At 71.4% G+C, this 25,081-nt stretch carries 25 protein-coding genes and 1 pseudogene; 13 read left to right on the forward strand and 13 right to left on the reverse strand.

Annotation, left to right across the window (positions count from 1 at the left end):
• Positions 1-26 precede the first annotated feature (26 nt).
• Together AB0B85_RS13090 and AB0B85_RS13095 are read right to left on the reverse strand one after the other, a co-directional pair.
• Complete coding sequence (locus tag AB0B85_RS13090; protein ID WP_357406696.1) at positions 27-1,316, reverse strand: hypothetical protein; 1,290 nt, start codon at positions 1,314-1,316, stop codon at positions 27-29.
• Between the two features lie 61 nt (positions 1,317-1,377).
• Positions 1,378-2,298: a proline dehydrogenase family protein gene (locus AB0B85_RS13095; protein ID WP_357406698.1), complete on the reverse strand. Its 921-nt coding sequence runs from the start codon at positions 2,296-2,298 to the stop codon at positions 1,378-1,380.
• A 138-nt stretch (positions 2,299-2,436) separates the two neighbouring features.
• Here AB0B85_RS13095 and AB0B85_RS13100 point away from each other — a divergent pair, with 138 nt between their 5' ends.
• From AB0B85_RS13100 to AB0B85_RS13110, 3 genes are read left to right on the forward strand one after another with little or no spacing between them, the layout of a single operon-like run.
• Positions 2,437-2,727, forward strand: coding sequence for a hypothetical protein (locus AB0B85_RS13100; protein ID WP_357406700.1), 291 nt, complete (start codon positions 2,437-2,439; stop codon positions 2,725-2,727).
• A 1-nt stretch (position 2,728) separates the two neighbouring features.
• Positions 2,729-3,895: a glutathionylspermidine synthase family protein gene (locus tag AB0B85_RS13105; RefSeq protein ID WP_357406702.1), complete on the forward strand. Its 1,167-nt coding sequence runs from the start codon at positions 2,729-2,731 to the stop codon at positions 3,893-3,895.
• 19 nt (positions 3,896-3,914) lie between these two features.
• Positions 3,915-4,502 carry a CGNR zinc finger domain-containing protein gene (locus AB0B85_RS13110; RefSeq protein ID WP_357406704.1) on the forward strand — a complete coding sequence of 196 codons (588 nt, stop codon included), beginning with the start codon at positions 3,915-3,917 and terminating at the stop codon, positions 4,500-4,502.
• A gap of 27 nt (positions 4,503-4,529) precedes the next feature.
• Here AB0B85_RS13110 and AB0B85_RS13115 read toward each other — a convergent pair whose 3' ends face one another.
• Positions 4,530-5,336, reverse strand: coding sequence for a sugar phosphate isomerase/epimerase (locus AB0B85_RS13115; protein WP_357406706.1), 807 nt, complete (start codon positions 5,334-5,336; stop codon positions 4,530-4,532).
• Between the two features lie 27 nt (positions 5,337-5,363).
• Positions 5,364-6,308, reverse strand: a complete 945-nt coding sequence (locus AB0B85_RS13120) for a Ppx/GppA phosphatase family protein (protein WP_357406708.1) — start codon at positions 6,306-6,308, stop codon at positions 5,364-5,366.
• Between the two features lie 80 nt (positions 6,309-6,388).
• On the opposite strand from AB0B85_RS13120, the gene AB0B85_RS13125 reads away from it, so the two are divergent.
• Complete coding sequence (locus AB0B85_RS13125; protein ID WP_357406773.1) at positions 6,389-7,186, forward strand: hypothetical protein; 798 nt, start codon at positions 6,389-6,391, stop codon at positions 7,184-7,186.
• On the opposite strand, the gene AB0B85_RS13130 is transcribed toward AB0B85_RS13125, so the two are convergent.
• On the reverse strand, positions 7,183-7,761 hold the full coding sequence (locus tag AB0B85_RS13130) for a TetR/AcrR family transcriptional regulator (RefSeq protein ID WP_357406711.1): 579 nt from the start codon (positions 7,759-7,761) through the stop codon (positions 7,183-7,185). The genes AB0B85_RS13125 and AB0B85_RS13130 overlap by 4 nt on opposite strands.
• 272 nt (positions 7,762-8,033) lie before the next feature.
• On the opposite strand from AB0B85_RS13130, the pseudogene AB0B85_RS13135 reads away from it, so the two are divergent.
• Positions 8,034-8,171: pseudogene (locus AB0B85_RS13135) on the forward strand (GNAT family N-acetyltransferase); the annotation flags it as partial.
• 135 nt (positions 8,172-8,306) lie between these two features.
• Here the strand turns inward: AB0B85_RS13135 and AB0B85_RS13140 are convergent.
• On the reverse strand, positions 8,307-8,612 hold the full coding sequence (locus AB0B85_RS13140; protein WP_357406713.1) for a macro domain-containing protein: 306 nt from the start codon (positions 8,610-8,612) through the stop codon (positions 8,307-8,309).
• A 280-nt stretch (positions 8,613-8,892) separates the two neighbouring features.
• On the opposite strand from AB0B85_RS13140, the gene AB0B85_RS13145 reads away from it, so the two are divergent.
• Positions 8,893-9,546 carry an NAD(P)-binding domain-containing protein gene (locus AB0B85_RS13145; protein ID WP_357406715.1) on the forward strand — a complete coding sequence of 218 codons (654 nt, stop codon included), beginning with the start codon at positions 8,893-8,895 and terminating at the stop codon, positions 9,544-9,546.
• Between the two features lie 61 nt (positions 9,547-9,607).
• Here the strand turns inward: AB0B85_RS13145 and AB0B85_RS13150 are convergent, their stop codons facing one another.
• Both AB0B85_RS13150 and AB0B85_RS13155 read right to left on the reverse strand, forming a co-directional pair.
• On the reverse strand, positions 9,608-10,291 hold the full coding sequence (locus AB0B85_RS13150; RefSeq protein ID WP_357406717.1) for a response regulator transcription factor: 684 nt from the start codon (positions 10,289-10,291) through the stop codon (positions 9,608-9,610).
• Between the two features lie 22 nt (positions 10,292-10,313).
• On the reverse strand, positions 10,314-11,597 hold the full coding sequence (locus AB0B85_RS13155) for an ATP-binding protein (RefSeq protein WP_357406719.1): 1,284 nt from the start codon (positions 11,595-11,597) through the stop codon (positions 10,314-10,316).
• A gap of 205 nt (positions 11,598-11,802) precedes the next feature.
• Between AB0B85_RS13155 and phoU the strand changes: the two genes are divergently transcribed.
• Positions 11,803-12,456: a phosphate signaling complex protein PhoU gene (phoU, locus tag AB0B85_RS13160; RefSeq protein ID WP_357406721.1), complete on the forward strand. Its 654-nt coding sequence runs from the start codon at positions 11,803-11,805 to the stop codon at positions 12,454-12,456.
• Positions 12,457-12,506: 50 nt separating this feature from the next.
• On the opposite strand, the gene AB0B85_RS13165 is transcribed toward phoU, so the two are convergent.
• Positions 12,507-13,274 (reverse strand): phosphoglyceromutase, encoded by a 768-nt coding sequence (locus tag AB0B85_RS13165; protein WP_110563229.1) that lies wholly within the window; start codon positions 13,272-13,274, stop codon positions 12,507-12,509.
• Between the two features lie 152 nt (positions 13,275-13,426).
• Here AB0B85_RS13165 and AB0B85_RS13170 point away from each other — a divergent pair, with 152 nt between their 5' ends.
• Together AB0B85_RS13170 and AB0B85_RS13175 are read left to right on the forward strand one after the other, a co-directional pair.
• Positions 13,427-14,710: an MFS transporter gene (locus AB0B85_RS13170; protein WP_357406723.1), complete on the forward strand. Its 1,284-nt coding sequence runs from the start codon at positions 13,427-13,429 to the stop codon at positions 14,708-14,710.
• Positions 14,711-14,785: 75 nt separating this feature from the next.
• The gene (locus AB0B85_RS13175; RefSeq protein ID WP_357406775.1) at positions 14,786-16,060 is read left to right on the forward strand and encodes an MFS transporter; all 1,275 of its coding nucleotides are present in this window, start codon (positions 14,786-14,788) and stop codon (positions 16,058-16,060) included.
• A 369-nt stretch (positions 16,061-16,429) separates the two neighbouring features.
• Here AB0B85_RS13175 and AB0B85_RS13180 read toward each other — a convergent pair whose 3' ends face one another.
• The 3 genes from AB0B85_RS13180 to mshA form a co-directional block, all read right to left on the reverse strand.
• Complete coding sequence (locus tag AB0B85_RS13180; RefSeq protein ID WP_357406777.1) at positions 16,430-17,461, reverse strand: hypothetical protein; 1,032 nt, start codon at positions 17,459-17,461, stop codon at positions 16,430-16,432.
• Between the two features lie 263 nt (positions 17,462-17,724).
• Entirely contained in the window at positions 17,725-18,240 is a 516-nt protein-coding gene (locus AB0B85_RS13185; RefSeq protein WP_357406725.1) for a YbjN domain-containing protein, read from the reverse strand.
• A gap of 57 nt (positions 18,241-18,297) precedes the next feature.
• Positions 18,298-19,662, reverse strand: coding sequence for a D-inositol-3-phosphate glycosyltransferase (gene mshA, locus AB0B85_RS13190; RefSeq protein ID WP_357406727.1), 1,365 nt, complete (start codon positions 19,660-19,662; stop codon positions 18,298-18,300).
• Between the two features lie 203 nt (positions 19,663-19,865).
• Here mshA and AB0B85_RS13195 point away from each other — a divergent pair, with 203 nt between their 5' ends.
• Entirely contained in the window at positions 19,866-20,630 is a 765-nt protein-coding gene (locus AB0B85_RS13195; protein ID WP_357406729.1) for an SDR family oxidoreductase, read from the forward strand.
• A gap of 1 nt (position 20,631) precedes the next feature.
• Positions 20,632-21,420 carry a class I SAM-dependent methyltransferase gene (locus AB0B85_RS13200; protein WP_357406731.1) on the forward strand — a complete coding sequence of 263 codons (789 nt, stop codon included), beginning with the start codon at positions 20,632-20,634 and terminating at the stop codon, positions 21,418-21,420.
• Between the two features lie 181 nt (positions 21,421-21,601).
• Here the strand turns inward: AB0B85_RS13200 and AB0B85_RS13205 are convergent, their stop codons facing one another.
• The gene (locus tag AB0B85_RS13205) at positions 21,602-22,684 is read right to left on the reverse strand and encodes a UDP-N-acetylmuramate dehydrogenase (protein ID WP_357406733.1); all 1,083 of its coding nucleotides are present in this window, start codon (positions 22,682-22,684) and stop codon (positions 21,602-21,604) included.
• Between the two features lie 69 nt (positions 22,685-22,753).
• On the opposite strand from AB0B85_RS13205, the gene AB0B85_RS13210 reads away from it, so the two are divergent.
• Positions 22,754-23,512: a maleylpyruvate isomerase family mycothiol-dependent enzyme gene (locus AB0B85_RS13210; protein WP_357406735.1), complete on the forward strand. Its 759-nt coding sequence runs from the start codon at positions 22,754-22,756 to the stop codon at positions 23,510-23,512.
• A 219-nt stretch (positions 23,513-23,731) separates the two neighbouring features.
• Positions 23,732-25,036 (forward strand): extracellular solute-binding protein, encoded by a 1,305-nt coding sequence (locus AB0B85_RS13215; RefSeq protein WP_357406737.1) that lies wholly within the window; start codon positions 23,732-23,734, stop codon positions 25,034-25,036.
• Positions 25,037-25,081: the final 45 nt, after the last annotated feature.

Genomic DNA, 25,081 nt, shown 5'->3' on the forward strand with positions numbered 1-25,081 from the left:
GCACCGTCTCGCCACCCGCGAGCACGTCAGGCAGCGGCGCTGCGGACGTACGCCACGCACTCGTCGTGCAACGTCGACCACTGCTCGCCGAACGCCTCCTCGGCGGCCACGTCGAGGGTCTTGCGCTCGTGCACAACCGCCTTGAAGAAGGTGAGCAACCGCTGCGGCCCGTACCTGTCGACGAGGTGCCGGACGGCCAGGTAGCCGACGCCGTAGCTGCCGGCTACCTGCTCGGCGGAGGCGTCGTCGGCCGGGTTGACACCCGACAACTGGCCGTCCCACCTGGCCCGGACCAGTTTGCGCACCTCGGCGAGCCCCTCGTACCTGTCGACCGCCTGGCCGCCGGTGCCGGCGAACTCGGCCAGCCCCTCCACCAGCCACCAGGTGGTCTTGCCGGGGTAGCCGCGATCCGGCAGGGAGGCAGCGTGGGTCAACTCGTGCCGGAGCAGGTCGTCGGTGCCGCTGCTGGGCAGCCCTTCGGCGTTGAGCACCACCTCGTGGTGGCCGCCGCCCACGGTCACCGCGTACCCGCCGGTCCACTCCGGCCGGTCCCCGCCGTACCAGCGCTTCCACTCGGCGCGGCCGGCGTAGAAGACCCGGTAGCGGTCCACCGGCGAGCCGGTGACCACGTACCCGTCGGCCACCTTGGCCGCCGCCTCGGCCTGGGCGAGCAGGCTGGGCAGCTTGCCCCGCAGCGCCGGGGTGGTGGCGACGATGGTCCGCGCGCCGATCGCCACGGCCAGCTCGCTCACCTCCCACGGCCGGGTACCGGTCTCCACCGACTTCGACTCCTCGACGGCGATCAACCGGGGTTGGTCGCCGTACTCCCGCCAGCGGGTGCCGATCAGCACCGGGCTGGGCCGGCAGTTCGGGGCGACGAAGCAGTACTGGAAGCGCACCAGGAGCCGCCACTCCCCCGGCTTGCCGACGATCGGCGCGGGCAGGCCGCTCGGCTCGGCCCGCCAGACGGTCACCTTCAGCTCGCGCAGTGCGGCGAAGCGGCGACGCAGCTCGGCGTGCACCGCGGGTTCGGCGATCGCGAGGTAACCCGCGCGGTCACCGGCGAGCAGCGCGGTGGACTGCCGGTCGAGCTGTGCGGTCATCCGGTCGCTGAGCTCTCGGGCCGCCACGGTGGCGGGATCGTCGGCAGTCGACACACCGGCCCGGCTGATCGTGGCCCGGGCACCACTCTCCCGGATCACTCCGACGACGAGCAGCGCCGGCAGGCCGCAGCCCAGCAGCAGGACGACCACCATGAGCACCGTCCACAGCGGCCAGAGCCGCCGTGGTGCTGGCTGCTGCACCCCGTCAGTCACCCGCCGAAGGGTACGACCATTCGCTGGCTGTGGCGAAGCCGCCCCGGCCGACCCGGAGGAACTACTTCTTGGAGATCAGGGCACGGCCGAAGAAGACCAGGTTGGCCGGGCGCTCGGCGAGCCGGCGCATCAGGTAGCCGTACCACTCGTCGCCGTACGGGACGTAGGTGCGCACCGTGTAGCCCTCGCCGGCCAGGCGGGCCTGCTCCTCCGGGCGGATGCCGTAGAGCATCTGGAACTCGAAGCGCTCCGGCCCCCGGTCGAACCAGCGGGCCCGGTCCTCGCCGATGGCGATCATCCGAGGGTCGTGGGTGGCGAGCATCGGGTAGCCGGCACCGGACATCAGGATGTTCATGCAGCGCACGTACGACTTGTCCACCTCACGGGCCGACTGGTACGCCACCGACTCCGGCTCCTTGTACGCGCCCTTGCACAGCCGCACCCGCGACCCGGCCGAGGAGAGCTCCCGGCAGTCCGACTCGGTCCGGCGCAGGTACGCCTGGAGCACCGCACCGGTCGACGGGAAGTCCTTGCGCAGCCGGCTCAGCACCTCCAACGTCGAGTCGGTGGTGGTGTGGTCCTCCATGTCCAGGGTGACGGTGGTGCCCGCCGCGTCCGCCGCCGCGCAGATCGCCCGCGCGTTGTCGTACGCCAACTGCTCGTCGAACATCTGGCCGAGAGCGGAGAGCTTCACGCTCACCTCGGCGGCCGGGGTCAGCCCGGCACCGCCGAGCATCTTCAGCAGCCTCAGGTATTCGTCGCGGGTGGCGATGGCCTGCTCGGGGGTGACGGTGTCCTCACCGAGGTGATCGAGGGTGACCGCGAGACCGTCGTCGACGAGCCCGCGGGTCGCGCGCAACGCGTCGTCGGTGCTGGCGCCGGCGACGAACCGGCGGACGACGTCCCGGGTGTACGGGGCGGTCGCGACGAGCCGCTCGACCTGGGATGACCGGGAGGCGGCGAGAATGACGGAACGGAGCATGAGCCGAGCGTATCGCCCCTGCCAGGGCCCCCGCCGAGGGGCGGCCGTACCACCCGTCCCGACCGCGGGGAAGGGCCCCGGTACAACAAAACCGACAACAAGGGGCCTCGCCTGCCCGGGGCTGCGGTGGTGGCGCGCATGGGCTACAACGATGCCGTGGACCAACGCCCCCGCCGCCGGCTACGGTCGGCCTCCGTGCAGCTCGGCGCGCTCACCGCTCTCGCGCTCGCCCTCTCCGGCTGCAACATGCCCGCCGACGACGACGATGACGACGACTGCGCCCTCGGGCCGGTCGGCGGCGGCGACACCGTCGCGTTGGCGATGCGGGTTCCCGACCCGGCCACCGGCCGTGCCGCACCGCAGCCGGCAACGGCCGCCGTGCCCGACCGGGGCGGGTTCGGCACCCACCTCGCCTCCTGCGGCGGCTGAGGTGCGCCGCGAGACGGTCACCCCCCGACCCGACTGGGACGCCACCATCCGGGAGCAGGGGCTGGTCTACGTCGACACCGAGCTGCCCGACGGCGGGATCACGTCGTACTGGGACGAGACCGGTGCGTACGCCTTCGACCTCGACGAGGTGCTGCGGCTGGAGGAGGCCACCGAGGAGCTGCACCGGATGTCGGTGGCCGCCGCCGAACACGTGGTGGCCCACCACCGGTACGCCGAGTTCGGCATCCCGCAGTGGGCGGCCGAAGCCGTGGCCCGGTCGCTACGGGAGGCACCACCCACCCTCTACGGCCGCTTCGACCTGGCGTACGACGGCACCTGGCCGCCGAAGATGCTCGAGTACAACGCGGACACCCCGACCGCGCTCGTCGAGGCGAGCATCATCCAGTGGTACTGGCTGGAGCAGACCCGACCGGAGCTGGACCAGTGGAACAGCCTGCACGAACGGCTGGTCGCCGCGTGGGCCAAGATCGGGGCTGGGCTGCACGATCCCCGGGTGCACGTGCTCTGGTCGAACGAGGAGGAGTCCGGCGAGGATCACATGACCGCCGGCTACCTGGCCGAGACCGCCCGACAGGCCGGCCTGGACGTCGAGTTGCAGCCCATCCAGAAGATCGGCTGGGACGGCCGGCGCTTCGTCGACGCCGCCGACCGCCCGGTGACCACCTGCTTCAAGCTCTACCCGTGGGAATGGATGCTGGCCGAGCCGTACGGGCCGGCGGCGTTGGCCCCGGGCACCCCGACCACCTGGATCGAGCCCGCCTGGAAGCTGCTGCTGTCCAACAAGGCGCTGCTCGCCGTCCTCTGGGAGCTGTACCCCGACCACGACTACCTGCTCCCGGCGTACCTCGACTCGCCGCGCGGCATGCCGGAGTACGTGGCCAAGCCGCTGCTCGGCCGGGAGGGCGGTTCGGTCCGCGTCGTCACCGCCGAGCAGGAGATCACCAACCCGGGGATCTACGGCGACGAGGGCTGGTGCTACCAGGAGTTCCGGGCGTTGCCGCAGTTCGCCGGCAACCGGATGGTGCTGGGCAGCTGGATCGTCGACGGTGAGTCGGCCGGGGTGGGGGTGCGGGAGAGCGCCAGTCTGATCACCGACGGCTACGCGCGGTTCCTGCCGCACTACATCGACGCGCCGCGCAGCGCATGAGTCGTCTACCGTTGGGGGCGTGAACTTCGACGCGTACGCCCGGACCGGCGTTGACCTGGTCAACGCCCGCCTGGACGACCTCGACGACCTGCGGGCCCTCTTCCCCGACGACAACGCCTGGATGCGCGACGAGGTCGCGGACCGGGACGTCGCGATCTTCCGGCGGGCCCAGAAACGGTTGCGCGACGTCTTCGAGTACGGCACCTCGGGGCGTGACGGCCAGGCGGTCACCGAGCTGAACGCGCTGCTGGAGGCGTTCCCGGTGCAGCCGCGCATCTCCGGGCACGACTCCAGCGACTGGCACATGCACGTGACCAGCCGGGGCGCCTCGGTCAGTGCGGAATACCTGGCCGGCGCGGTCTGGGGGTTGTCGGTCTGGCTCTGCGAGTACGGCAGTGCCCGGTTCGGGGTCTGTGCCGACGAGCGCTGCGGCAACGTCTATCTGGACACGTCGTCCAACTGCTGCCGGCGGTTCTGCTCGGAGCGCTGCGCCACCCGCTCGCACGTGGCGGCGCACCGGGCCCGCAAGCGGGCGGCGGTCGGTGAGCAGGTGACTGTCGCCGCCCAGCCGACGAGCGCCGTGGACTCGCTCTCACCGGTCAGCTGACACACCGCCCGGCGCGGGCGGGCGTGGTCAGGCGTCGACCGGGGACGACGCGGTCAGGTGCTGACGGGCGAACTCCAGCGCGGCACGCAGGTCCGCCTCGCGTACCGCGCGGCTCTTCGCACCCCGGGTGGCGACCTCCACCGCCACCGACCCGGTGAAGCCCCGCCCGGCCAGCGAGGAGAGCAGCTCACCGCAGGGCTGGGTGCCGCGCCCGGGGACCAGGTGCTCGTCGCGGCCCTCGCCGGTGCCGTCGCCCAGGTGCACGTGCGCCAGCCCGGCACCCATCCGGTCGGCCATCTCCAGCGGGTCGCTGTGCGAGGCCGCGCAGTGCGACAGATCCAGGGTGTACGACGGGTAGCCGGTGTCGGTGGGATCCCATCCCGGCACATACGGGACGAACTGCCGACCTGCCATCCGCACCGGGTACATGTTCTCCACAGCGAACCGCAGCCCGCTGAACCGGTCCGCGACGCCTGCCAACCCCTCGGCGAAGTTGCGCGCGTAGTCACGTTGCCAGGTGAACGGCGGATGCACCACGACCGTCGGCGCCTCGAGCGTCTCGGCCAACTCGGCGGCCCGGCGCAGCCGCTCCCACGGGTCCGGGCTCCACACCCGCTGGGTGACAAGCAGGCACGGCGCGTGCACCGAGCGCACCGGCACGCCGTAGTGCGCGGACAGGCCGCGCAGCGCGCCCGCGTCCTGGCTGACCACGTCGGTCCAGACCATCACCTCGACCCCGTCGTAGCCGAGCGCCGCGGCCAGTTGGAAGGCCGCCGCGGTCGGTTCGGGAAAGACCGACGAGCTGGACAGGAGGACCGGAACGCGGAAAGTCACATCAGTCAGCGTAGCCCGCCAGCGCCCTCAGATCGGTTCGAGTTGATCGAGCCGGCGGAGGATGACGCCCTCACGCAGCGCCCAGGGGCAGATGTCAAGCGAGTCCAGATCCAGGCGGCGCATCACCGCCTCGGCGACCACGGCACCCGCCAGCAGCTGATGGGCCCGACCCGTGCTGACCCCCTCAAGCTCCATCAACTGCGCCGGTGGGATGTGCCGGATGAAGCCGATGACCTGCCGCAGACCGGCCTGGGTCAGGCTGCGTCGCGCCCACAGCCCGGCACCGGAGGGCGCGGCGCCGGCCAGTCGGGCCAGCGTGCGGAACGTCTTCGAGGTGGCCACCGTCCGGTCCCAGCCGACCTGGGTGATCTGGTCGACGACCTTGTCCAGCCGACCGTCCACGTACTCCCGGAGCTTTTCGACCGCCTCCGCCGACGGCGGGACCGCGCTGGCCGGATCGACCCGCAGCCGCTCCCGGGTCAGCCGACCGGCGCCGAGCGGCAGCGAGACCGCGACCTCCGGGTCCTCGTCGATGCCGGCGGCGATCTCCAAGGAGCCGCCCCCGATGTCCAGCACCAGCAGCCGCCCCGCGGACCAGCCGAACCAGCGCCGGACGGCCAGGAACGTCGACCGCGCCTCGTCCGCCCCGGAGAGCACCGCCAGACGTACGCCAGTCTCGTCGCGGACCCGGGCCAGCACCTCTGCCGCGTTCGTGGCGTCGCGCACGGCGGACGTGGCGAAGGCGATCAGGTCGTCGGTCGCCAACCCCTCCGCCGCCGTCTTGGCCATGCCCACAGCCTTGACCAGGCCGTCCGCGCCCGCCGCGGTGAGCGCGCCGTCCGGGCCGATCTGCTCGGCCAACCGGAGTACGACCTTCTCGGAGTGCGCCGGCCACGGGTGCGCGCCGTGGTGCGCGTCCACCACCAGAAGGTGCACCGTGTTGGATCCGACGTCGAGGACACCCAGTCGCATGATGAAGACCCTAGGTGCAACACGTTTGCGCGGCTCACCGGCCTGCGTGCGCCACCGCGCGTACGCTGGGCCGGGTGACGATGGAGCTCCGTGTGCTGGTGGACGACCCAGGCGACCCGCGCAGCCGCGAGGTGCCGCTGGACTTCCCGCGGGAGTGGATCGAGTTCACCGACCCGGCCGACGAGACGCACCTGATCCGCGCCGACCTGACCTGGCTGCTCTCCCGCTGGACCTGCATCTTCGGCAAGGGCTGCCACGGCATCATCGCCGGCCGGGCGGCCGACGGCTGCTGCTCGCACGGGGCGTTCTTCACCGACTCGGACGACGAGAAGCGGGTCCGCAACGCCGTCAAGCGGCTCACCCCGGAGAGCTGGCAGCACTTCCGGCGCGGGTTCAAGAACTGGACCGACGAGGACACCATCGACGGCAAGAACCCGGCCCGTCGCACCGCCACCCAGGGCGCGGACGGCCCGTGCGTGTTCCTCAACGACGCCGACTTCCCCGGTGGGGGTGGCTGCGCCCTGCACGCCCAGGCGCTGCGCGACGGGGTGCACCCGCTGGAATACAAGCCGGACGTCTGTTGGCAGTTGCCGATCCGCCGGGACCAGGACTGGGTCAAACGGCCGGACAACTCCAAGGTGCTGGTCTCCACGCTGTCCGAGTTCGACAGGCGGGGCTGGGGCGCCGGTGGGCACGACCTGGACTGGTGGTGCACCTCCTCGACTGACGCGCACGTCGGTGCCGAGCCGATGTACCTGTCGTACGCCCCGGAGCTGACCGCGCTGATCGGCGCAGCCGCCTACGAGCGGCTGGCCGAGCTGTGCGCGGCCCGAACCAGGCAGGGCATGATCGCTCCCCACCCCGCCGACGAGATCTAGCGCAGCGCCTCGTCGACGAGCGTGCGTGCGCTGCGCCGCGCCGCGTCGGCGATCAGCGGGTCGCCGTCAAGCACACCGGCGGCGAGCCCGCCGTCCAGCAGCAGGGTGAGCTGGCGGGCGAGCAGCTCCGGCTCGGCCGCGCCGGCCTGACGGGCCAGCTCGGTCACCCAGGCCCGGACCACGGTCTTGTGCTCGACCGTCCGGACGTGCACCTCGCCACCGGCGGACGACTCGGCGGCGGTGTTGATGAACGCGCAGCCGTGGTAGCCGTCGCGGCGGCAGGCACCGGCCAGTGCGTCGAACATCCCGACCAGCTGGTCGCGCGGCGCGTGGCCGGCATCCCGGGCCGCAGACCGCAACGCGCCGAACCACGCCTGGTCGACCCGATCGAGGTACGCCAGCACGAGGTCGTCCTTGCGCGGAAAGTGCTTGTAGAGCGTCGCCTTGGCCACCCCCGACTCGGCGATCACCGTGTCCACCCCCACGCCGCGCGGTCCGTGCGCGTAGAAGAGCCGGAACGCGGTGTCCAGGATTCGTTCCCTGGCCGAGCCGGCCGGAGTGCGGGGCGCGGGCATGGGTGCTCCCTCGTTCTGCTGATGACAGCCCCGATCTTATAGACAGCTTTGTCTACGGAGGCAGCACCCGCCGCTTCGGCGACCCCCGCGAGGGCCGCGCGGACGAGGGGCGGGATGTGGGTTGACGGCGCTTTGGAGCTGAATCGCTTACGACATCGGCAGAAGACACCGGCCGGCGGCGACGGCGGGCGGCGACGGCTGGCGGCAGCGCGAGCACCGCCCGGCAGCGCGAGCACCGCCCGGCAGCGCGAGCACCAGGCGGCAGCGGCGGGCGGCAGGTGGCGGGCGGCGGCGTACGGATCGCGTACACCTCGAACCATGCAGCGAACGCGCCGATGCTGGCGATCAACGCCTGGCTCGGCTACCGCCCGAATGCAGCCCAATGGTCCTGCCTGACCGACCTGACCTGACCACGCACCGCCCCGCACCGCCCCGCACCGCCTCGCACCGCCTCGCACCGCCTCGCACCGCCTCGTCGATCATGGAGTTGTGGTGGGTGACGAAGCACTCCGCATCACGTAAATTCGGGCACCACTACTCCATGATCAACGAGGCTGGGCCGCGAGCACCTGGCGGGCCACCGCGTACGTGTCGGGGGCGAAGAGGACCAGGCGGGCCTCGGTGACTGCCGCGGGGGCGGCGGTGTTGAGCACCGCGAGGGCCTGGCCGACCGCGTCGTCGAACGGCCAGCCGTAGATTCCTGCGGAGATCAGCCGGAACGCCACTGTGGACGCACCCAACCCGTCGGCGACCCGCAGGCTGTTGGCGTAGCAGTCGCGCAGCAGCGCCGACCGGTCCTCGTCGGCCGACCAGACCGGCCCGACGGTGTGGATCACCCAGCGGGCCGGCACGTCGCCGGCAGCGGACCACGGACGACGGCGGGCGGCGGGGGACGCGCGGCGGGGGACGGGCGGCGGGGAACGGGCGGCGGGGAACGGGCGGCGGGCGGCGATTCGTTTGCCACATCAGGTCCAAGGGACGCCAACTGCACTGGTGCCCTCCGGACGTCGAGAACGGGCTGCGCGTCGACGCCTCTGCGACTCGACAGGGGCAGCAATAGACAGACCTGTCTGTTAGCCTGCTCGCAATCGGCACGAGCCGATTCGATATCCCGACGGAGGATCGATCGACATGCGTATCGCAGTTCTCGGCACCGGCTCGGTCGGTCGAACCATCGCCGCCCGCCTGGCGGAGTTGGGTCACCAGGTGACCATCGGCACCCGCGATGTCGCGGCCATCCGGGCCGGCGAACACGCCCACTGGGCGGCGCAGCATCCTGAGGTCGGCCTGGCGACCTTCGCCGACGCCGCGACCGGCGCCGAGCTGGTCGTCAACGCCACCAGCGGCACCGGGTCCCTGCCGGCGCTCACCGCGGCCGGCACGACGAACCTGGCCGGCAAGGTCCTGCTCGACATCGCCAACCCGCTCGACTTCAGCGCGGGCTTCCCGCCCACCCTGACGGTGCCCGACACCGACTCGCTTGCCGAACGGATCCAGCGGGAGTTCCCGCAGGCCAGAGTGGTCAAGTCGCTCAACACGATGACCGCCGAGCTGATGGTGCGCCCGCGCCAGCTCGCCGAGGGTGAGCACAGCGTCTTCGTCTCCGGCGACGACGCGGAGGCCAAGCGGATCGTCACCGGGCTGCTGGTCAGCTTCGGCCACACCGACGTGATCGACCTCGGTGACCTCTCCACCGCGCGGGGCACGGAGATGCTGATGCCGCTCTGGTTGCGGCTCTACGGCCGGCTCGACACCGCCATCTTCAACATCAAGGTCGTCCGCTGACCGAGCGGAAACAGCCCGAAGGGGGCCTGCGCCGAGCGCAGACCCCCTTCGGGTACGCCGATCACGGCTCGAACTTGTAGCCCAGACCCCGGACGGTGACGATGAAGCGGGGCGCGGACGGCTCCGGCTCGATCTTGGAGCGCAGCCGCTTGACGTGCACGTCCAACGTCTTGGTGTCACCGACATAGTCGGCGCCCCAGACCCGGTCGATGAGCTGGCCGCGGGTGAGCACCCGGCCCGCGTTGCGCAGCAGCAGTTCCAGCAATTCGAATTCCTTGAGCGGCAGCTGCACGGCCCCGCCCTCGACGGTCACCACGTGCCGCTCGATGTCCATCCGAACGGGTCCGGCGGCCAGCGTCGGCGCCCCCGTCTCGGCCACCTCCGGGCTCTGCCGGCGCAGCACCGCCCGGATCCGGGCGACAAGCTCGCGCGGCGAGTACGGCTTGGTGACGTAGTCGTCGGCGCCGATCTCCAGCCCGACCACCTTGTCGATCTCGCTGTCCCGTGCGGTGACCATGATGATCGGCACCGCCGAGCGCTGCCGCAGTTGTCGGCAGACCTCGGTCCCCGACATCTCGGGCAACATCAGGTCGAGCAGCACGATGTCGGCGCCGGTCCGGTCGAACTCGGTGAGGGCGTCGGTGCCGGTCGCCGCGACCGAGACCTCGAAGCCCTCCTTACGGAGCATGTACGACAAGGCGTCGGAGAACGACTCCTCGTCCTCGACCACCAGAACGCGGCTCAACGGGGATTTCCTTTCATTGCTGTCAGACCTGCCGTAGCCCAGCCGGACCGGACTCGATCCCAACCGGCGGCAGTGTCGCCAGCAGGTCGTCCGGTGGGCTGGCGGGCAGCCGGAGGGTGAACGTCGATCCACCACCAAGAGTGCTCGACACCTCGACCCGTCCGCCATGGTTGCTCGCGATGTGTTTCACGATCGCCAGGCCGAGTCCGGTGCCGCCGGTGGCACGCGAACGGGCCTGGTCGGCCCGGTAGAACCGCTCGAAGATCCGGTCCACGTCGGTGGGGGCTATGCCGATGCCCTGGTCGGCGACCGCGATCTCGACGTGCTCGTCGTCACCGCGGAGGGTGACCCGCACCGCGGTGTCCTCACCCGAGTAGTTGATGGCGTTCTCCACCAGATTCGCCACCGCCGTGGCGAGTTGCGAGTCGCTGCCGTACGCGGTGAGGCCGCGCTGCCCGTCCACTGTCACCTCGACACCACGGGCGGAAGCCGTGGTGCGGGTCCGGTCGACCACCTCGGCGATCACCCAGTCCAGCGCGACCGGCTCGGGTGGCGGTTGCGGTTCGGCGCCCTGCAACCGGGTCAGCTCCAGCAACTCCTGCACCAGCCGACCCAGCCGGGTCGACTCGTGTTGGATCCGCTCGGCGAACCGGCGCGCGGCCACCAGGTCCTCGGAGAGGTCGGGTGCCGCCGCGTCGGCCGGTTCGGTGGCGTCGAGCAACGCCTCGGCGAGCAGTTGAAGCGCGCCGATCGGGGTCTTCAACTCGTGACTCACATTGGCCACGAAGTCGCGTCGGACCCGGGTCAGCCGGTGCGATTCGGTCACGTCTACCGCTTCCACAGCGATGAAGCCGTTGCCGAGACCCATCGCCCGCAGGTGCACGCCGAGCGGGTTCTCCCCCGCGCTGTCGCGACCTCGGGGCAGGTCCAGCTCGATCTCGCGCCGCACCCCGGTGCGTCGCACCTGGCCGGCGAGGGTACGGATCAGCGGGTGCGCGGCGATGGAGCCGGGGGTGCTGCCGGTCCGGAGCAGCCCCATCGCGCGGGCGGCCGGATTGATCAGAACGGGGACGTCGTCGTTGTCCAGGACCACGACACCGGCCCGGAGCGAGTCGATCGTCCGGCGGCCGAGCCCCGCCTGCTGCTCGTCGGCTATCGCGGGCCTCCCCCTGCTCCAGCGGGAGCTGGCGCTCCCCGTCGACGTGGAACGAGCGTCCCGCCTGGGCAGGAACCGGGGCAGCAGGAGACCGGCGGCCAACCCGGCCACCAACGCCACGGCCACCACGACCGCCACCGTCCATTCCACCCGGCGATCGTAGGGTCATTGTTAACCTGGCTACCACACAGAACGGGACGAACCACCCGCACTTTCAGAAGTGTTCACCCCCGCGTCTGGCGTCGTTCACCGTGGTTCATCCGAGGTCCGCCCGCGCCCCATACCGTTGGCGTCGCACCTGCTCAACCCCCCTGCGCCGGCACCCGCCGGCGGCGACCGACCACAGGACGTGATGATGCGCGACGAGTTTCGGGCCGACCTCCAGATCGTCAGCCAACTGCTGGTGGACATGGCGGAGGGCGTCCGCGCCGCCATGCGCCAGGCCACCCGGGCCCTACTCACCGCCGACCGGGAGGCCGCCGAGACGGTCATCGAGCGGGACGGTGAGATCGACGACCTCTACCGACACGTCGAGGAGCGGGTCTGTGACCTGCTCGCCCGACAGGCGCCGGTCGCCTCCGACCTCCGGGCCATGATCACGGCGCTGCACGTGGCCGCTGATCTGGAGCGGATGGGCGACCTCGCCGACCACGTGGCGAAGACCGCGCTGCGCCGGCACCCCTCCCCCGCCGTCCCGGCCGAGCTGCGGACGGTCTTCACCGAGATGTCCGAGATCGCCGACCGGATGGCCGTGAAGATCGGCTCGGTGCTGGCGAAGCCCGACGTCGACCTGGCCGGCGAGCTGGACCGCGACGACGACGCCATGGACGAGCTGCACAAGAACCTGTTCGCGGTGCTGCTCGGCGACGACTGGCCGTACGGGGTGGAGACCGCGATCGACGCCACCCTGCTGGGCCGCTTCTACGAGCGCTTCGCCGACCACGCGGTGAACGCCGGCGAGCACGTGATCTACCTGATCACCGGGCAGAGCGCGCCCTCGGCGAGCTGATCCAGGCATGACGAAGGCCGCCGGTGTCCCCGGCGGCCTTCGTCGTCAGCTCAGCGGCCCTGGTTGGCGACCGCGGCGGCGGCTTCCTTCGCTGCCGTCGGGTCCAGGTAGGTGCCGCCCAGGGTGAGTGGGCGCAGCTGCGGGTCCAGGTCGTAGCGCAGCGGGATGCCGGTCGGGATGTTGAGCTTGGCGATCGCCTCGTCGGAGATCTGGTCGAGGTGCTTGACCAGGGCGCGCAGCGAGTTGCCGTGCGCCGCCACCAGCACCGTCCGGCCGGCCAGGATGTCCGGCACTATCGAGTCGTACCAGTAGGGCAGCATCCGCTCGACGACGTCCTTGAGGCACTCGGTACGCGGCATCAGCTCGGTCGGCAGTAGCGCGTAGCGGGGGTCACCCACCTGCGACCACTCGTCGTTGTCGTCGATCGGGGGCGGCGGGGTGTCGTACGAGCGGCGCCAGAGCATGAACTGCTCCTCGCCGTACTCATCAAGGGTCTGCTTCTTGTTCTTGCCCTGCAGGGCGCCGTAGTGCCGCTCGTTGAGCCGCCACGACCGGCGCACCGCGATCCAGTGCCGGTCGGCGGCGTTGAGCGCCAGCTCGGCGGTGCGGATCGCGCGCCGCATCACGCTGGTGTGCACGACATCCGGCAGCAGGCTGTGCTCGCGCAGCAGCTCGCCGCCGCGCCGCGCCTCGCCCTCGCCCTTCTCGGTCAGGTCGACGTCCACCCAGCCGGTGAAGAGGTTCTTGGCATTCCAGTCGCTCTCACCGTGTCGCAGCAGGACCAGCGTCCCGACGGTGGGCCCTTCGCTCGCAGTCATGCGGATCATCCTGCCTCAACCGCCGGGTGGACACGCGGGCACCCGTCGTGACGACCACCACGTGAAAATGCGGATGACCAGCGGCAGCGTCCGCCACTAGGGTTGTAAGGCGCGTTAGTCACATCGGTCATTACTTACAAGCGGGGCGCCATATGCGGACGATGCGGAGTTGGTTCCGGGACACCACCGGCGGCCTACCTACCACCTTCTGGTACCTCTGGTCCGGCACCCTGATCAACCGGCTCGGCTCGTTCGTCCTCGTCTTCCTCGCCATCTACCTCACCCAGGAACGCGGCTTCTCGGCCTCCCAGGCCGGCCTGGTGATCGGCCTCTGGGGCGTCGGCGGCGCGTTCGGCACCACCGCCGGTGGCACCCTCGCGGACCGGTGGGGTCGCCGGCCGACGCTGCTCACCGCCCACGTGGGTGCGGCGACGATGATGCTCGGCCTCGGCCTGGCCCGGGACCTCTGGGCGGTGGCGCTGGGCGCCCTGCTGCTCGGCATGTTCGCCGAGGCGGCCCGGCCCGCGTTCGGCGCGATGATGATCGACGTGGTGCCGGCGAAGGACCGACTGCGCGCCTTCTCGCTCAACTACTGGGCCATCAACCTGGGCTTCGCGTGCGCCGCCGTCCTCGCCGGCCTCGCCGCGCAGGCGGACTACCTGCTGCTGTTCGTGGTGGACGCCGGCACCATGCTGATCACCGCGCTGATCATCTTCGTCAAGGTCCCGGAGACCGGGGGGAGCGCCGCGTCCGCCCCCGCCACGGCGGGAGTGTCGGGCGGCGCCCTGCGCACGATCCTCACCGACCGGGTCTACCTCGGCTTCGTGGCGCTCAACCTGTTCGCCGCACTGGTGTTCCTCCAGCACATCTCGATGCTGCCGATCGCCATGGGCGACAGCGGGCTGAGCCCGGCCACCTACGGCTCGGTCATCGCACTCAACGGCATCCTCATCGTGGTCGGCCAACTCTTCGTGCCCCGGCTGATCCGGGGGCGGAGCCGCTCACACGTGCTGGCCCTGGCGTCAGTGGTGATGGGCCTCGGGTTCGGGCTTACCGCGTTCGCCGGCACCGCCTGGTTCTACGGGCTGACCGTGCTGATCTGGACGGTGGGCGAGATGCTCAACTCGCCGTCCAACTCCACGCTCATCGCCGAACTCTCCCCGGCCGAGCTGCGCGGTCGCTACCAGGGCGTCTTCTCCCTGTCCTGGCAGATCGCCGGGGCCAGCGCGCCGATCCTCGGCGGCCTGGTGCGCGAGCACGCCGGCAACGACGCGCTCTGGTACGGCTGCGCCGCGCTCGGCGTCCTGACTGCCGTGGCCCACCTGGTGTCGGGGCCGGCCCGGGAGCGCCGCGCCGCCGCACTGCGCCACTCCGGCGCGACGCTGACACCTGTCGACACCAGCCGGACGTCGCAATCCGCCGAGGCGGTCGCCTGACCACTGGCGCCGGACGGTCCGAGTTTCTACGCTGCACTCGAAACAGTTAATAAACCAAACTGTATGGAGGATCGAGTGCACGCCCTGCGGCGCTGGTGGCACGACACCGCAGGCGGGCTCCCCGCCACCTTCTGGTACCTCTGGGCCGGCCTCCTGATCAACCGGGCCGGCGCGTTCGCCATGCTGTTCCTCTCGCTCTACCTCACCGACGTACGCGGAGCGAGCATCGGGCTGGCCGGCACAGTGGTCGGCGCGTACGGGGCCGGCGGAGCGGGCGGCGTACTGCTCGGTGGTGTCCTCGCCGACCGGTGGGGCCGCCGGAAGACGCTGCTCGCCGCGCACCTGAGCACGGCCGCCCTGATGGTGGCGCTCGCCTTCAGCCAGCACCTGCTCCTGATCGCGGTGCTCGCCGCGCTCGTCGGCGTGGTCCACTCGATGCCCAGTCCGGCGTTCGTCGCGGCCATCGTCGACGTGGTGCCCGCCGAACGTCGGTCGCGCGCGTTCAACCTCCAGTTCTGGGCGTTCAACCTGGGCATGGCGGTCGCCTCGCTGCTCGCCGGGGTGCTGGCCGAGGCGAGCTTCACCGCGCTGTTCCTCGTCGACGCCGGTGCCACCCTGACGGCAGCCGCCGTGATCGGCTGGAAGGTGCCGGAAACCCTACGGCTGGCCACCCCGCCGGCCGACGCCCCGCCGGCCACCCCCGCGTCGCTCCGGCCCCGTCGAGAGGGGCTGCACACCGCGCTCACCGACCGGACCTTCCTGGTCTTCGTCGGGCTCACCTTCGTGCTGGCCGTCCTCACCATGCAGACGTCGACGATCATGCCGCTGGCCATGCGCGCTGACGGTCTGGGTCCATCGGCGTACGGTCTGGTGGTCGCGCTCGGCGGCGCGCTGATCGTGACGGGGCAACTGTTCGTGCCGAGGCTGATCGACAGGCACCGCAAGGACGTCGTACTTGCCGCCTCCACCGCGCTGCTCGCGCTCGGCTTCGGGGTGCTCGTCGTCGCCGACGACCTGGCCGTCTACCTGGGTGCTGCGGCGGTCTGGACGATCGGTTCGATGCTCGCCGCCCCACCCAACGCCCAGATCAACGCCGACCTCGCACCGCCGCAGCTGCGCGCCCGGTACCAGGCGGTCTTCTACCTGACGTTCCCGGCTGCCGCGTTCGTCGCGCCCACCCTCGGCGGGGTGAGTCTGCAACACCTCGGCGACCGGCACTGGCTGCTGGTGGGTGGGCTGGGCCTGGCGGCGGCGGTCGGGCATCTGGTCGCCGGACCAGCCCGGGAACGGCATGTCGCCGCGCTGCGCCGGAAGCAGACGGCCTCCGCTGACCGGGCGCCGGTGGCCTGACCCCTGACACGGCAAAGCGCCCACCACGTCCCTGAGGTCGTAGTGGGCGCCCGCCGTGGGGCCGGCGGCGGCGGGCAACACTCACCCCCGTAAGCATCGCCCGCTCAGCCGCCGGTCCAAACAGGTGGGCACCGTCCCCCAACGGTTGATCCACCCGTCCCCTCGCGCCTCGCCTGGTGCGCGGATCTGATCGATCCGCCGCTCCCCCGAACGTTTCCAAGCGTGGCGCGGTGCAATAAAGTTAGTTCGCCCGGATTCTGGATTCAACCCAGAACGTCTGTCTCGCCGGTCACAACTGACGAGTATCCGTTTTTCGGGCCTCGATCTCTGGCAACAGCCGCGTACCCGTCAGGCATTCCCGCAAACACCTCAACCGTCCTCCCGATCGGGCGACTCGGTCCGGAAAAAGCTGCTCTGCCGCCCGTCGCGCAACTGTTCCTGGTAAATCAGGTTCAGCCGGCGCAGATCAAAGGTATAGAACCACTCATCCCAGGTGATCTCGCGAATTCGGCTACTTTCCCGGTAACCGGGGATGTTGAAGGTCAGAACGCCCGCCCGGCCGTCGCGCTCGGTGCCCGCGATGGTTGCCGGCCTGGCCCCACGCTCCTGGGCCCACCGTTTGATCACCTCGTGATTCGCGGTGATCAGACTTCGCCCGGGCCGCTCCGGCCGGTCCATGACCGACGAGATCACCTGCGAGCTACGGACCGACCGTCCGGTGCCTCGTCCGGTCCGGATCCCACCGGCCGACGTACCGCTGCTGGCCGACCGGGAGACCGTGCGCTTGGTCGGGGCCGCCCGCTTCGCCGCCGGCCGCGCCGGGGCCCGCTTCGCCGGCGCCTTACCCGCAGATGCGGTACGGGCCGTCGTCGACCTGCCCGCCGCTGTCGTCTTCTTGGCGGGAGCGGTCTTACCCGCCCTCGTCGACTTCCGCGCGGTGCTCGCCTTCTTCGCGGCAGTCGTCGCCTTCGCGGCGCTCGACTTCTTCGCGGCGGTCGCCCTCTTCGCGGCGGTCGCCCTCTTCGCGGCGGTCGCCTTCTTCGCGGCAGTCGTCGCCTTCGCAGCGGTCGCCTTCTTCGCGGCGGTTGCCCTCTTCGCGGCAGTCGTCGTCCTCGCGGCGCTCGCCTTCTTCGCGGCGGCCCGCTTCGCGGGAGCGCTCTTGTTCGCCGGTGCGGCCTTCGCGCGACTCGGCGCGGCCCGCGACGCCGACTTCTTCGTGGCGGCGGCCCGACCGGCCGACGCTCTGGTGCCGGTGGCCCGACCTGTCGGGCCGGTGCTGCTGCGACCCGCGCCGGCCCGCATCGAGCGCACCAACTGTTTCACCAGGTCGGGCTTACGCAGCGCGGAGATCCCGGAAACCCCGCGTTTGCGCAGTTGTCCCCGGATGTCGTCCACCCGCATCCGGGAGATCTCCGACTCGGAGACTCCCGGGGTACCCGGTGTCTGGTTGCCGGCCTGTCGCTTCGTCCTGGTCGCAGTCGCGCCGCGACCTGAGCTGTTCCGCTGAGCCATGGGATGCTCCGCTCCTTGACACTCCGTCCTCGGCGCGCGGGGGTCCCTCGCCGCACCGCGCGGAGCGGCATACCCGTCAGGAGCGGTCCGAACCACGGCCAATCAGCCGTGTGGCGCGGGGAGCGGGCGCGAGGCGCGCCTCCGGGGCGCGGTCAGGACTGGTCGAGGCCTGAGCCGGAGGGTTCGAAGAGATGGGCGAACGCGGCCAGGTTGGCGGTCGACTCGCCACGCTTGACCCGCCACTCGTACTCGCGGCGGATCGAACTTCCGAAGCCGATCTCCAGCATCGTGTCGAACGACTCGTCGGCGTACGTGAGCACGGAGCCGAGCAGCCGGTCCAACTCGTCGGCGTCCACGCCGGCCGGGTTGACCCGCCCGGTCAGGTACACGTCGCCGACGGCGTCGGTGGAGAAGGAGACGCCGTACATCCGGGCGTTGCGTTGCAACAGCCAGGCCCACAGCTCCTCGCGGCGCTCGTCCGGTTGGCGCATCACGAACGCCTCGACCCGCAGGGCGTGCTCGCCGATGATCAGGTTGCAGACCGTCTTGAGCTTGTGCGTGCCCGGCAGGGTCACCGCGTACGAGTCGGGGCCGGTCGACTCCCAGGCCAACTCCCGCTCCGCGCAGACCGACTCGATCAGGATGGCAAGATCACTCTTCGGGCTCACCGTGCCCACTCTACGACCGACCCGCCCGGCGCACCCGTCGACAGCGACGCCCGGCGGTCACCAGGAGCAGGAGAGCGCGGGGTCGGCCGCCAGGTCGGCCGCGAGTCGAGCGCGGTGAGCGGCGATCGCCTCGCCGTAGACGTCGAGCAGACCGGCGACCGTACGGTCCCAGGAGAAGTGCCGGGCGTGCTGCTCGGCCCCCCGGCCAAGTGCCGTCCGGAGGGCTCGGTCCGGCAGCAGCCAGCCCAGCGCCCGAGCCCAGTCGACCGGGTCGTGACCGTCTATCAGTACGCCGCTTACCTGATCCCGCACGGCGGTGACCAGCCCGCCGACGGCGGCGGCCAGCACCGGCGTACCGCTGGCCTGTGCCTCCAGGGCGACCAGCCCGAACGATTCGTTGTGGGACGGCACCGCGACCAGGTCGGCCGCCCGGTACAGGGCCGGCAGGTCGTCCCCGGTGAGCGGGGGCAGGAACCGCACCCCGTCGGTGACACCGAGCGTGGCGGCCAACTCGATAAGCGCTGTGGGCCGGTCCAGCCCACTGCCGCTGGGTCCGCCGCAGATCACCACTGTCACCTGGTCGGCCAGCGCCGGGTCGCGTTCGCGCAGCGCGGCAATCGCGCGGATCAGCACGTCGGGGGCTTTGAGCGGCTGGATCCGGCCGACGAAGGCGACGACGTACCCGTTGGCCGGCAGCCCCAGCCGGCGGCGCGCCGCGCGGATGGCCGCGGCCCGGTTGCCCGGCGCGGGCCGGAACCGACGCAGGTCGACACCCGGCTGCACCACGCTCACCCGGCCCGGGTCGGCGTGGTAGCGGGTGAGGAGGTCGCTGGCCTCGACCCGGGTGTTGGCGACCAGCCGGTCCGCCTCGGCGACCACCTGTTCCTCGCCGATGACCCGCGCCTTGGGCTCCGGCCGGTCACCGGCCGCGAGTTGGGCGTTCTTGACCTTCGCCAGCGTGTGGGCGGTGTGGACCAGCGGCACCCCCCAACGCTCCTTGGCCAGCCAGCCGACCTGCCCGGAGAGCCAGTAGTGGGAGTGGATCAGGTCGTAGTGCCCGGGCGGGCGGGACGCCTCGGCGCGCAGCACCCCGGCGGTGAAGGCGCAGAGCTGGCCGGGCAGCTCTTCCTTGGTGAGGCCCTCCAGCGGGCCGGAGGTGATGTGCCGGACCTGCACGCCGGGCGCCATCTCGACGACCGGGGGCAGGTCGCCGGAGGTGGCCCGGGTGAAGATCTCCACCTCGACGTTGGCCTCGGCGAGTCGCCGGGCCACCTCGAGGATGTAGACGTTCATGCCACCGGCGTCGCCCGTGCCGGGCTGGTGCAGGGGTGAGGTGTGCACCGACAGGGTGGCGATGCGGCGCGGCCGGGGCCACGGTTGGGCACCTCGCTGACGCCCGACACCGGTGTGCATTTCCGCCACATCCGCTCCTTTGTCACGGTAGATGCCGTCCCGCACGACCGGCGCTTCTCGGTCAACCTGTACGCCAGGTGTCATCTTCCCCATCGGGCATCGGAAATTCCCCGGCGCGGCCCCCGGGGGTGACGGACCTCATCACCGCCCTCCGGACGACGGCCGCCCCGCCCGGTCGGATCGGGCCCCACGGTCAGGGTGACAATGTCGGAATGACCTCTGTCGCCATCGTCACCGGAGCATCGAGCGGGATCGGCGCGGCCACCGCCCGCCGACTCGCCGCCGAGGGTTTCCACGTGCTCGCCGCCGCCCGCCGCGCCGAGCGGCTCGCCGACCTGGTCGCCGAGATCACCTCCGCCGGCGGTCAGGCCACCGCGGTGACCTGCGACATCACCTCGGACGAGTCGGTGGCCGGGCTGGCCGAGGCCGCCGCCCGGGCACCGGGACCGGTCACCCTGCTTGTCAACAACGCCGGTGGAGCGCGCGGGCTGGACCCGGTGGAGTCCGGCTCGGTCGCCGACTGGCAGTGGATGTACGACGTCAACGTGCTCGGCACCCTGCGGGTCACCCAGGCGCTGCTGCCCGCGCTGGAGGCGTCCGGCGCCGGCACCATCGTGGTGGTCTCCTCCACCGCCGGTCTGACCGTGTACGAGGGCGGGGGCGGCTATACCGCCGCGAAGCACGCGCAGACCGCCATCGCCGGCACGCTGCGCCTGGAGCTGTGCGGCCGACCGCTGCGGGTGATCGAGATCGACCCGGGCATGGTGAAGACCGAGGAGTTCGGGCTGGTGCGCTTCGAGGGCGACGCGGAACGGGCGGCCGCCGTCTACGCCGGGGTGCCGGGGCCACTGGTCGCCGAGGACGTCGCCGACTGCATCGCCTGGTGCGCCACCCGTCCCGAGCACGTCAACATCGACCGGCTGGTGGTCCGGCCACGGGCACAGGCCGCCCAGCACAAGGTGCACCGAGTCTCCTGACATGAGCCCTGCGGCGCGACGGCGGCCGTTCGGCGTGGTCACCCGCGGCACGACGAACCCGAACCGGCTCCGCCGGGTGGACAACTGGATCGTCGCCACCTGCTCCGACCGGCTGCTGGCGGCGGACGACCCCCTGGTTGTCGACCTCGGCTACGGCGCCACCCCGGTGACCGCCGTGGAGTTGCGCGCTCGACTGGCGGCCGGGGTGCGTCCGGACGTACGGCTGGTCGGGTTGGAGATCGACGCCGCCCGGGTGGCCGCCGCGGCGCCGTCCGCCGACCCGCCCGGGCTGACGTTCGCCCGGGGTGGGTTCGAGTTGGCCGGGCTCCGGCCGGTGCTGGTCCGCGCGTTCAACGTGCTGCGACAGTACGACGAGAGCGAGGTGGCCGGGGCCTGGCAGACGATGACCGCGGCGCTCGCCCCCGGCGGAGCACTGGTCGAGGGCACGTGTGACGAGTTGGGGCGGCTCGCCAGTTGGCTGCTGATCGACGCCGAGGGGCCCCGGACGCTGACCCTGGCCGCGAAGCTCACCACCCTGGGCAGCCCCGCCGAGTTGGCCGAGCGGCTGCCCAAGGCGCTGATCCACCGCAACGTTCCCGGTGAGCCGGTGCACGCTCTCATCCGCGCCCTGGACGACGCCTGGCAGGCCGCTGCCCCGTACGCCACCTTCGGCCCCCGCCAACGCTGGCTACGCGCGGTGACCCGCCTGCGCGAAACCGGCTGGCCCGTCCTCGACCACCCCACCCGCTGGCGCCAAGGCGAACTAACCCTCCCCTGGCCCCTCCCCTAACCCCGCCCCAACCCGCCCCGCCCCGCGCTGCCCCGCCCCGCCCCCCGCCCCGTCGATCATGGACTTGTGGTGGGTGTTTTAACCCCGGAAATCCCCTTTGCCCAGCACCACAACTCCATGATCGACGGGGGTGGGGGCGGGGCGGGGCGGGGGCGGGGTGGGGTGGGGTGGGGTGGGGTGGTTAGAGGGTGCAGTTGATTAGGACTGGTTCGGGGTGGAGGGTGACGCCGAAGCGGGCGTGGACCTGGTCGCGGATGTCGCGGGCGAGGGCCAGCAGGTCGGCGGTGCGGGCGGTGCCGCTGCGATTGGTAAGCGCCAGAGTGTGCTTGCTGGAGATGGCCACCCCGCCCGCGCCGGGGTGGCCCTTGGTGAAGCCGGCCTTGTCGATCAGCCAGGCGGCGCTCACCTTGACCAGACCGTCCGCCCCGGGCCAGGCGGGCGGGTCGCCCAGCTCGGCGCAGCGTTCCAGGAGTTGGTCGTAGGTGGCCCGGTCGAGCACCGGGTTGGTGAAGAACGAGCCGACCGAGCGAGTGTCCGGGTCGTTGGCGTCGAGCACCATCCCCTTGCCCGCACGCAGCCGCAGCACCGCCGCTCGGGCGTCCGCCAGCGGCACCTGGTCGCCCACCTCGACCCCGAGGGCCCTGGCCAGCTCGGCGTAGCGCACCGGCCCGGAGAGCGGAGACCGGGTGAGCCGGAAGTCGACCGAGAGCACCAGCCAGCGGTCCGCGTACTTGAAGATGCTGCCCCGGTAGGCGAAGCCGCAGTCGGCGGCCGGGATGACCTGGCGGGTGCCCTCGACCCGGTCGTACACCTCGACGCCGGTGATGGTCTCGGCGACCTCCTGGCCGTACGCGCCGACGTTCTGGATCGGGGTGGCGCCTGTCGAGCCGGGGATGCCGGAGAGGCACTCCAACCCAGCCCAGCCGTTGGCGACGGTCGCCGCGACCAGGTCGTCCCACGGTTCGCCGGCGTCGACCCGTACGGTGACCGAGGTGGGGTCTTCGGCGATGACGCGCACGCCACGGGAGCGCACCAGGACGACGGTGCCGGGGAACCCGGCGTCGCCGATCACCACGTTGCTGCCCCCGGCCAGGACCAGGACCGGCTCTGTCGCGGCCCGCACCGCGTGGACGAGTTCGTCGGCACTGCCGGCGGCCACGATCCGCTCGGCCGGCCCACCCGTTCGCAGGGTGGTGTGGCCGGCGAGTGGACCGGGGATGGCACGATCGGCGTCGGTTGTCGGCTGGGCGGAGGCGTCTGGCACGCCCTTCACCTTAGGCTGACAAGTAGCCGTGGCACCCACTGGTCGCCCGGCACCCCCGGGAGGATGGCGATGAGCAGACTGCAGGGCAGCAAGGATTTCTGGATCGGGGCGCTCCGGACGGAGGGCCCGGCTTTCGCGGCAGCTGTGGCCGAGGCGCCACCCGAGACACCGGTGCTGTCCTGTCCGGGCTGGACGGTCAACGACCTCACGCTGCACATGGCCGGCATCTACCACTGGGTGTCGTCGTTCGCCGGTTCCGGCCAGACCGGCAAACCGCCTCGACGGGAGAAGCTCGAGGCCGACTCGGGCGTGGACGCGCTCCAACTGTGGCGGCAGGGCTACGACCGGGTGATGACCGTCTTCGACGGGCTCGACCCGGAGGCGCCGGCGTGGAACTGGGCCCCGCAGCCGAAGAAGGCGGGCTTCTGGCCGCGTCGGATGGCGCACGAGACGGCTGTGCACCGCTGGGATGCCCAACTCGCCATCGCTGCCGGTGACCCGGTGGAGGCAAAGCTCGCGGCCGACGGGGTGAGCGAGGTGCTGGACACCTGGCTGCCCGCGGGTCGGCGGCAGGTGCCGGGTGACTGGCACGGTGTGGTGCAGCTCTGCGCGACGGACGCGGCCCAGGATTGGTATCTGCGGTTGCGCGGCGAGGGGGTGGCGCTGCTCGACACCGCGACCATCTTCGACCACGACGATCACCACGCCCGCGCCCAGGTCAGTGGCACCGCGAGCGACCTGCTGTTGGCGCTCTGGGGGCGGGTGAGCTTCGAGACGCTTGACGTCGCCGGCGACCGCATCCTGCTGGACGGCCTGCGCACCGGCTGACCGACCGGCCACGAACGAGGGCGTCACCCCTGCGGGGGTGGCGCCCTCGTCGATGTTGGGGCGTCCCCGCGTTACCGGGGCACGGCGACCGTTGATCACGGGAACGCAACGCTGAGAGAGCGCTCTCTTGACAGGTGGTCGGCCACCCACCAACCTGTCGGGAGAGCGCTCTCTGAGTCATTGCCAGCACCCCCACCCTCTGGAGAGAGGTCGAAACCCATGGCTGCCTTCCCGCGCCGCCGCCTCGCCGCGGTGGCCCTCGCCGCCGCCACCGCCGTGCTCGTCACCGCTGGCTGCGGCGGTGGCGATGAACCGGGCGACGGACCGATCACCCTTACCGTCGACGTCTTCGGCCAGTTCGGCTACGAGCAGCTCTATCAGGAGTACATGGCCGCGAACCCCGACGTGAAGATCGTTGAGCGCGGCACCGGCACCAACCTTGACGAGTACTCACCGAAGCTGACCCAGTGGCTCGCCGCCGGCCGGGGTGCCGGCGACGTGGTGGCCATCGAGGAGGGCCTGCTTGTCGAGTACAAGGCCAACCCCGGCAACTTCGTCAACCTGCTGGACCACGGCGCCGCCGACCTCAAGGGCAACTTCCTGGAGTGGAAGTGGAACGCCGGTCTGACCGCCGACGGCAAGCAGCTCATCGGCCTCGGCACCGACGTCGGCGGCATCGCCATGTGCTACCGCAAGGACCTCTTCCAGAAGGCCGGCCTGCCCACCGAGCGGGACGCGGTCTCCCAGCTCTGGCCGACCTGGCCGGACTACATCGCCACCGGCGAGAAGTTCGCCGCCGCCAAGACCGGCGCGTCCTTCCTCGACGCGGCCACAAACACCTTCAACACCATCCTGCTCCAGAACGCCGGCAACACCACCGGCTACAGCTACTACGACACCAGCGAGAAACTCGTCGTGGACAGCAACCCGGCGGTACGGCAGGCGTGGGACACCACGATGGACATCATCGACTCGGGCCTCTCCGGCAAGTACGGCTCCTGGTCCGAGGAGTGGGTGTCCGCCTTCAAGCAGTCGAAGTTCGCCACCATCGCCTGCCCCGCCTGGATGACCGGGGTCATCGAGCAGAACGCCGGCCCCACCGCCTCGGGCAAGTGGGACATCGCCCGGGTGCCCGGCAACGGCGGCAACTGGGGTGGGTCGCACCTCGCCGTGCCGAAGCAGAGCAAGCACCAGGCCGAGGCGATCGAGCTGGCAAAGTTCCTGACCAGCGCCAAGGGCCAGATCGGCGCGTTCAAGGCCAAGGGCCCGCTGCCCTCCTCGCCGCAGGCGCTCGACGACCCGGCGATCACCGGCGCGAAGAACGCGTACTTCTCCGAGGCGCCCGTCGGCTCGATCTTCGGCACCGGCGCGAAGAGCCTGAAGCCGGTCTACATGGGCCCGAAGAACCAGGCCGTCCGCACCGAGGTGGAGAACGCCGTACGGACCGTGGAGCTGGGTCAGCGTAACCCCGACCAGGGTTGGACGGACGCGGTGAACAACGCCAAGAAGGCCGCCGCCAAGTAGCCCGAGCGAGCGTGCGGGCGGGGCCTCGGCAGCCGGGGTCCCGCC

The organism is Micromonospora sp. NPDC049044, from assembly GCF_040649215.1.
Lineage (GTDB): Bacteria > Actinomycetota > Actinomycetes > Mycobacteriales > Micromonosporaceae > Micromonospora.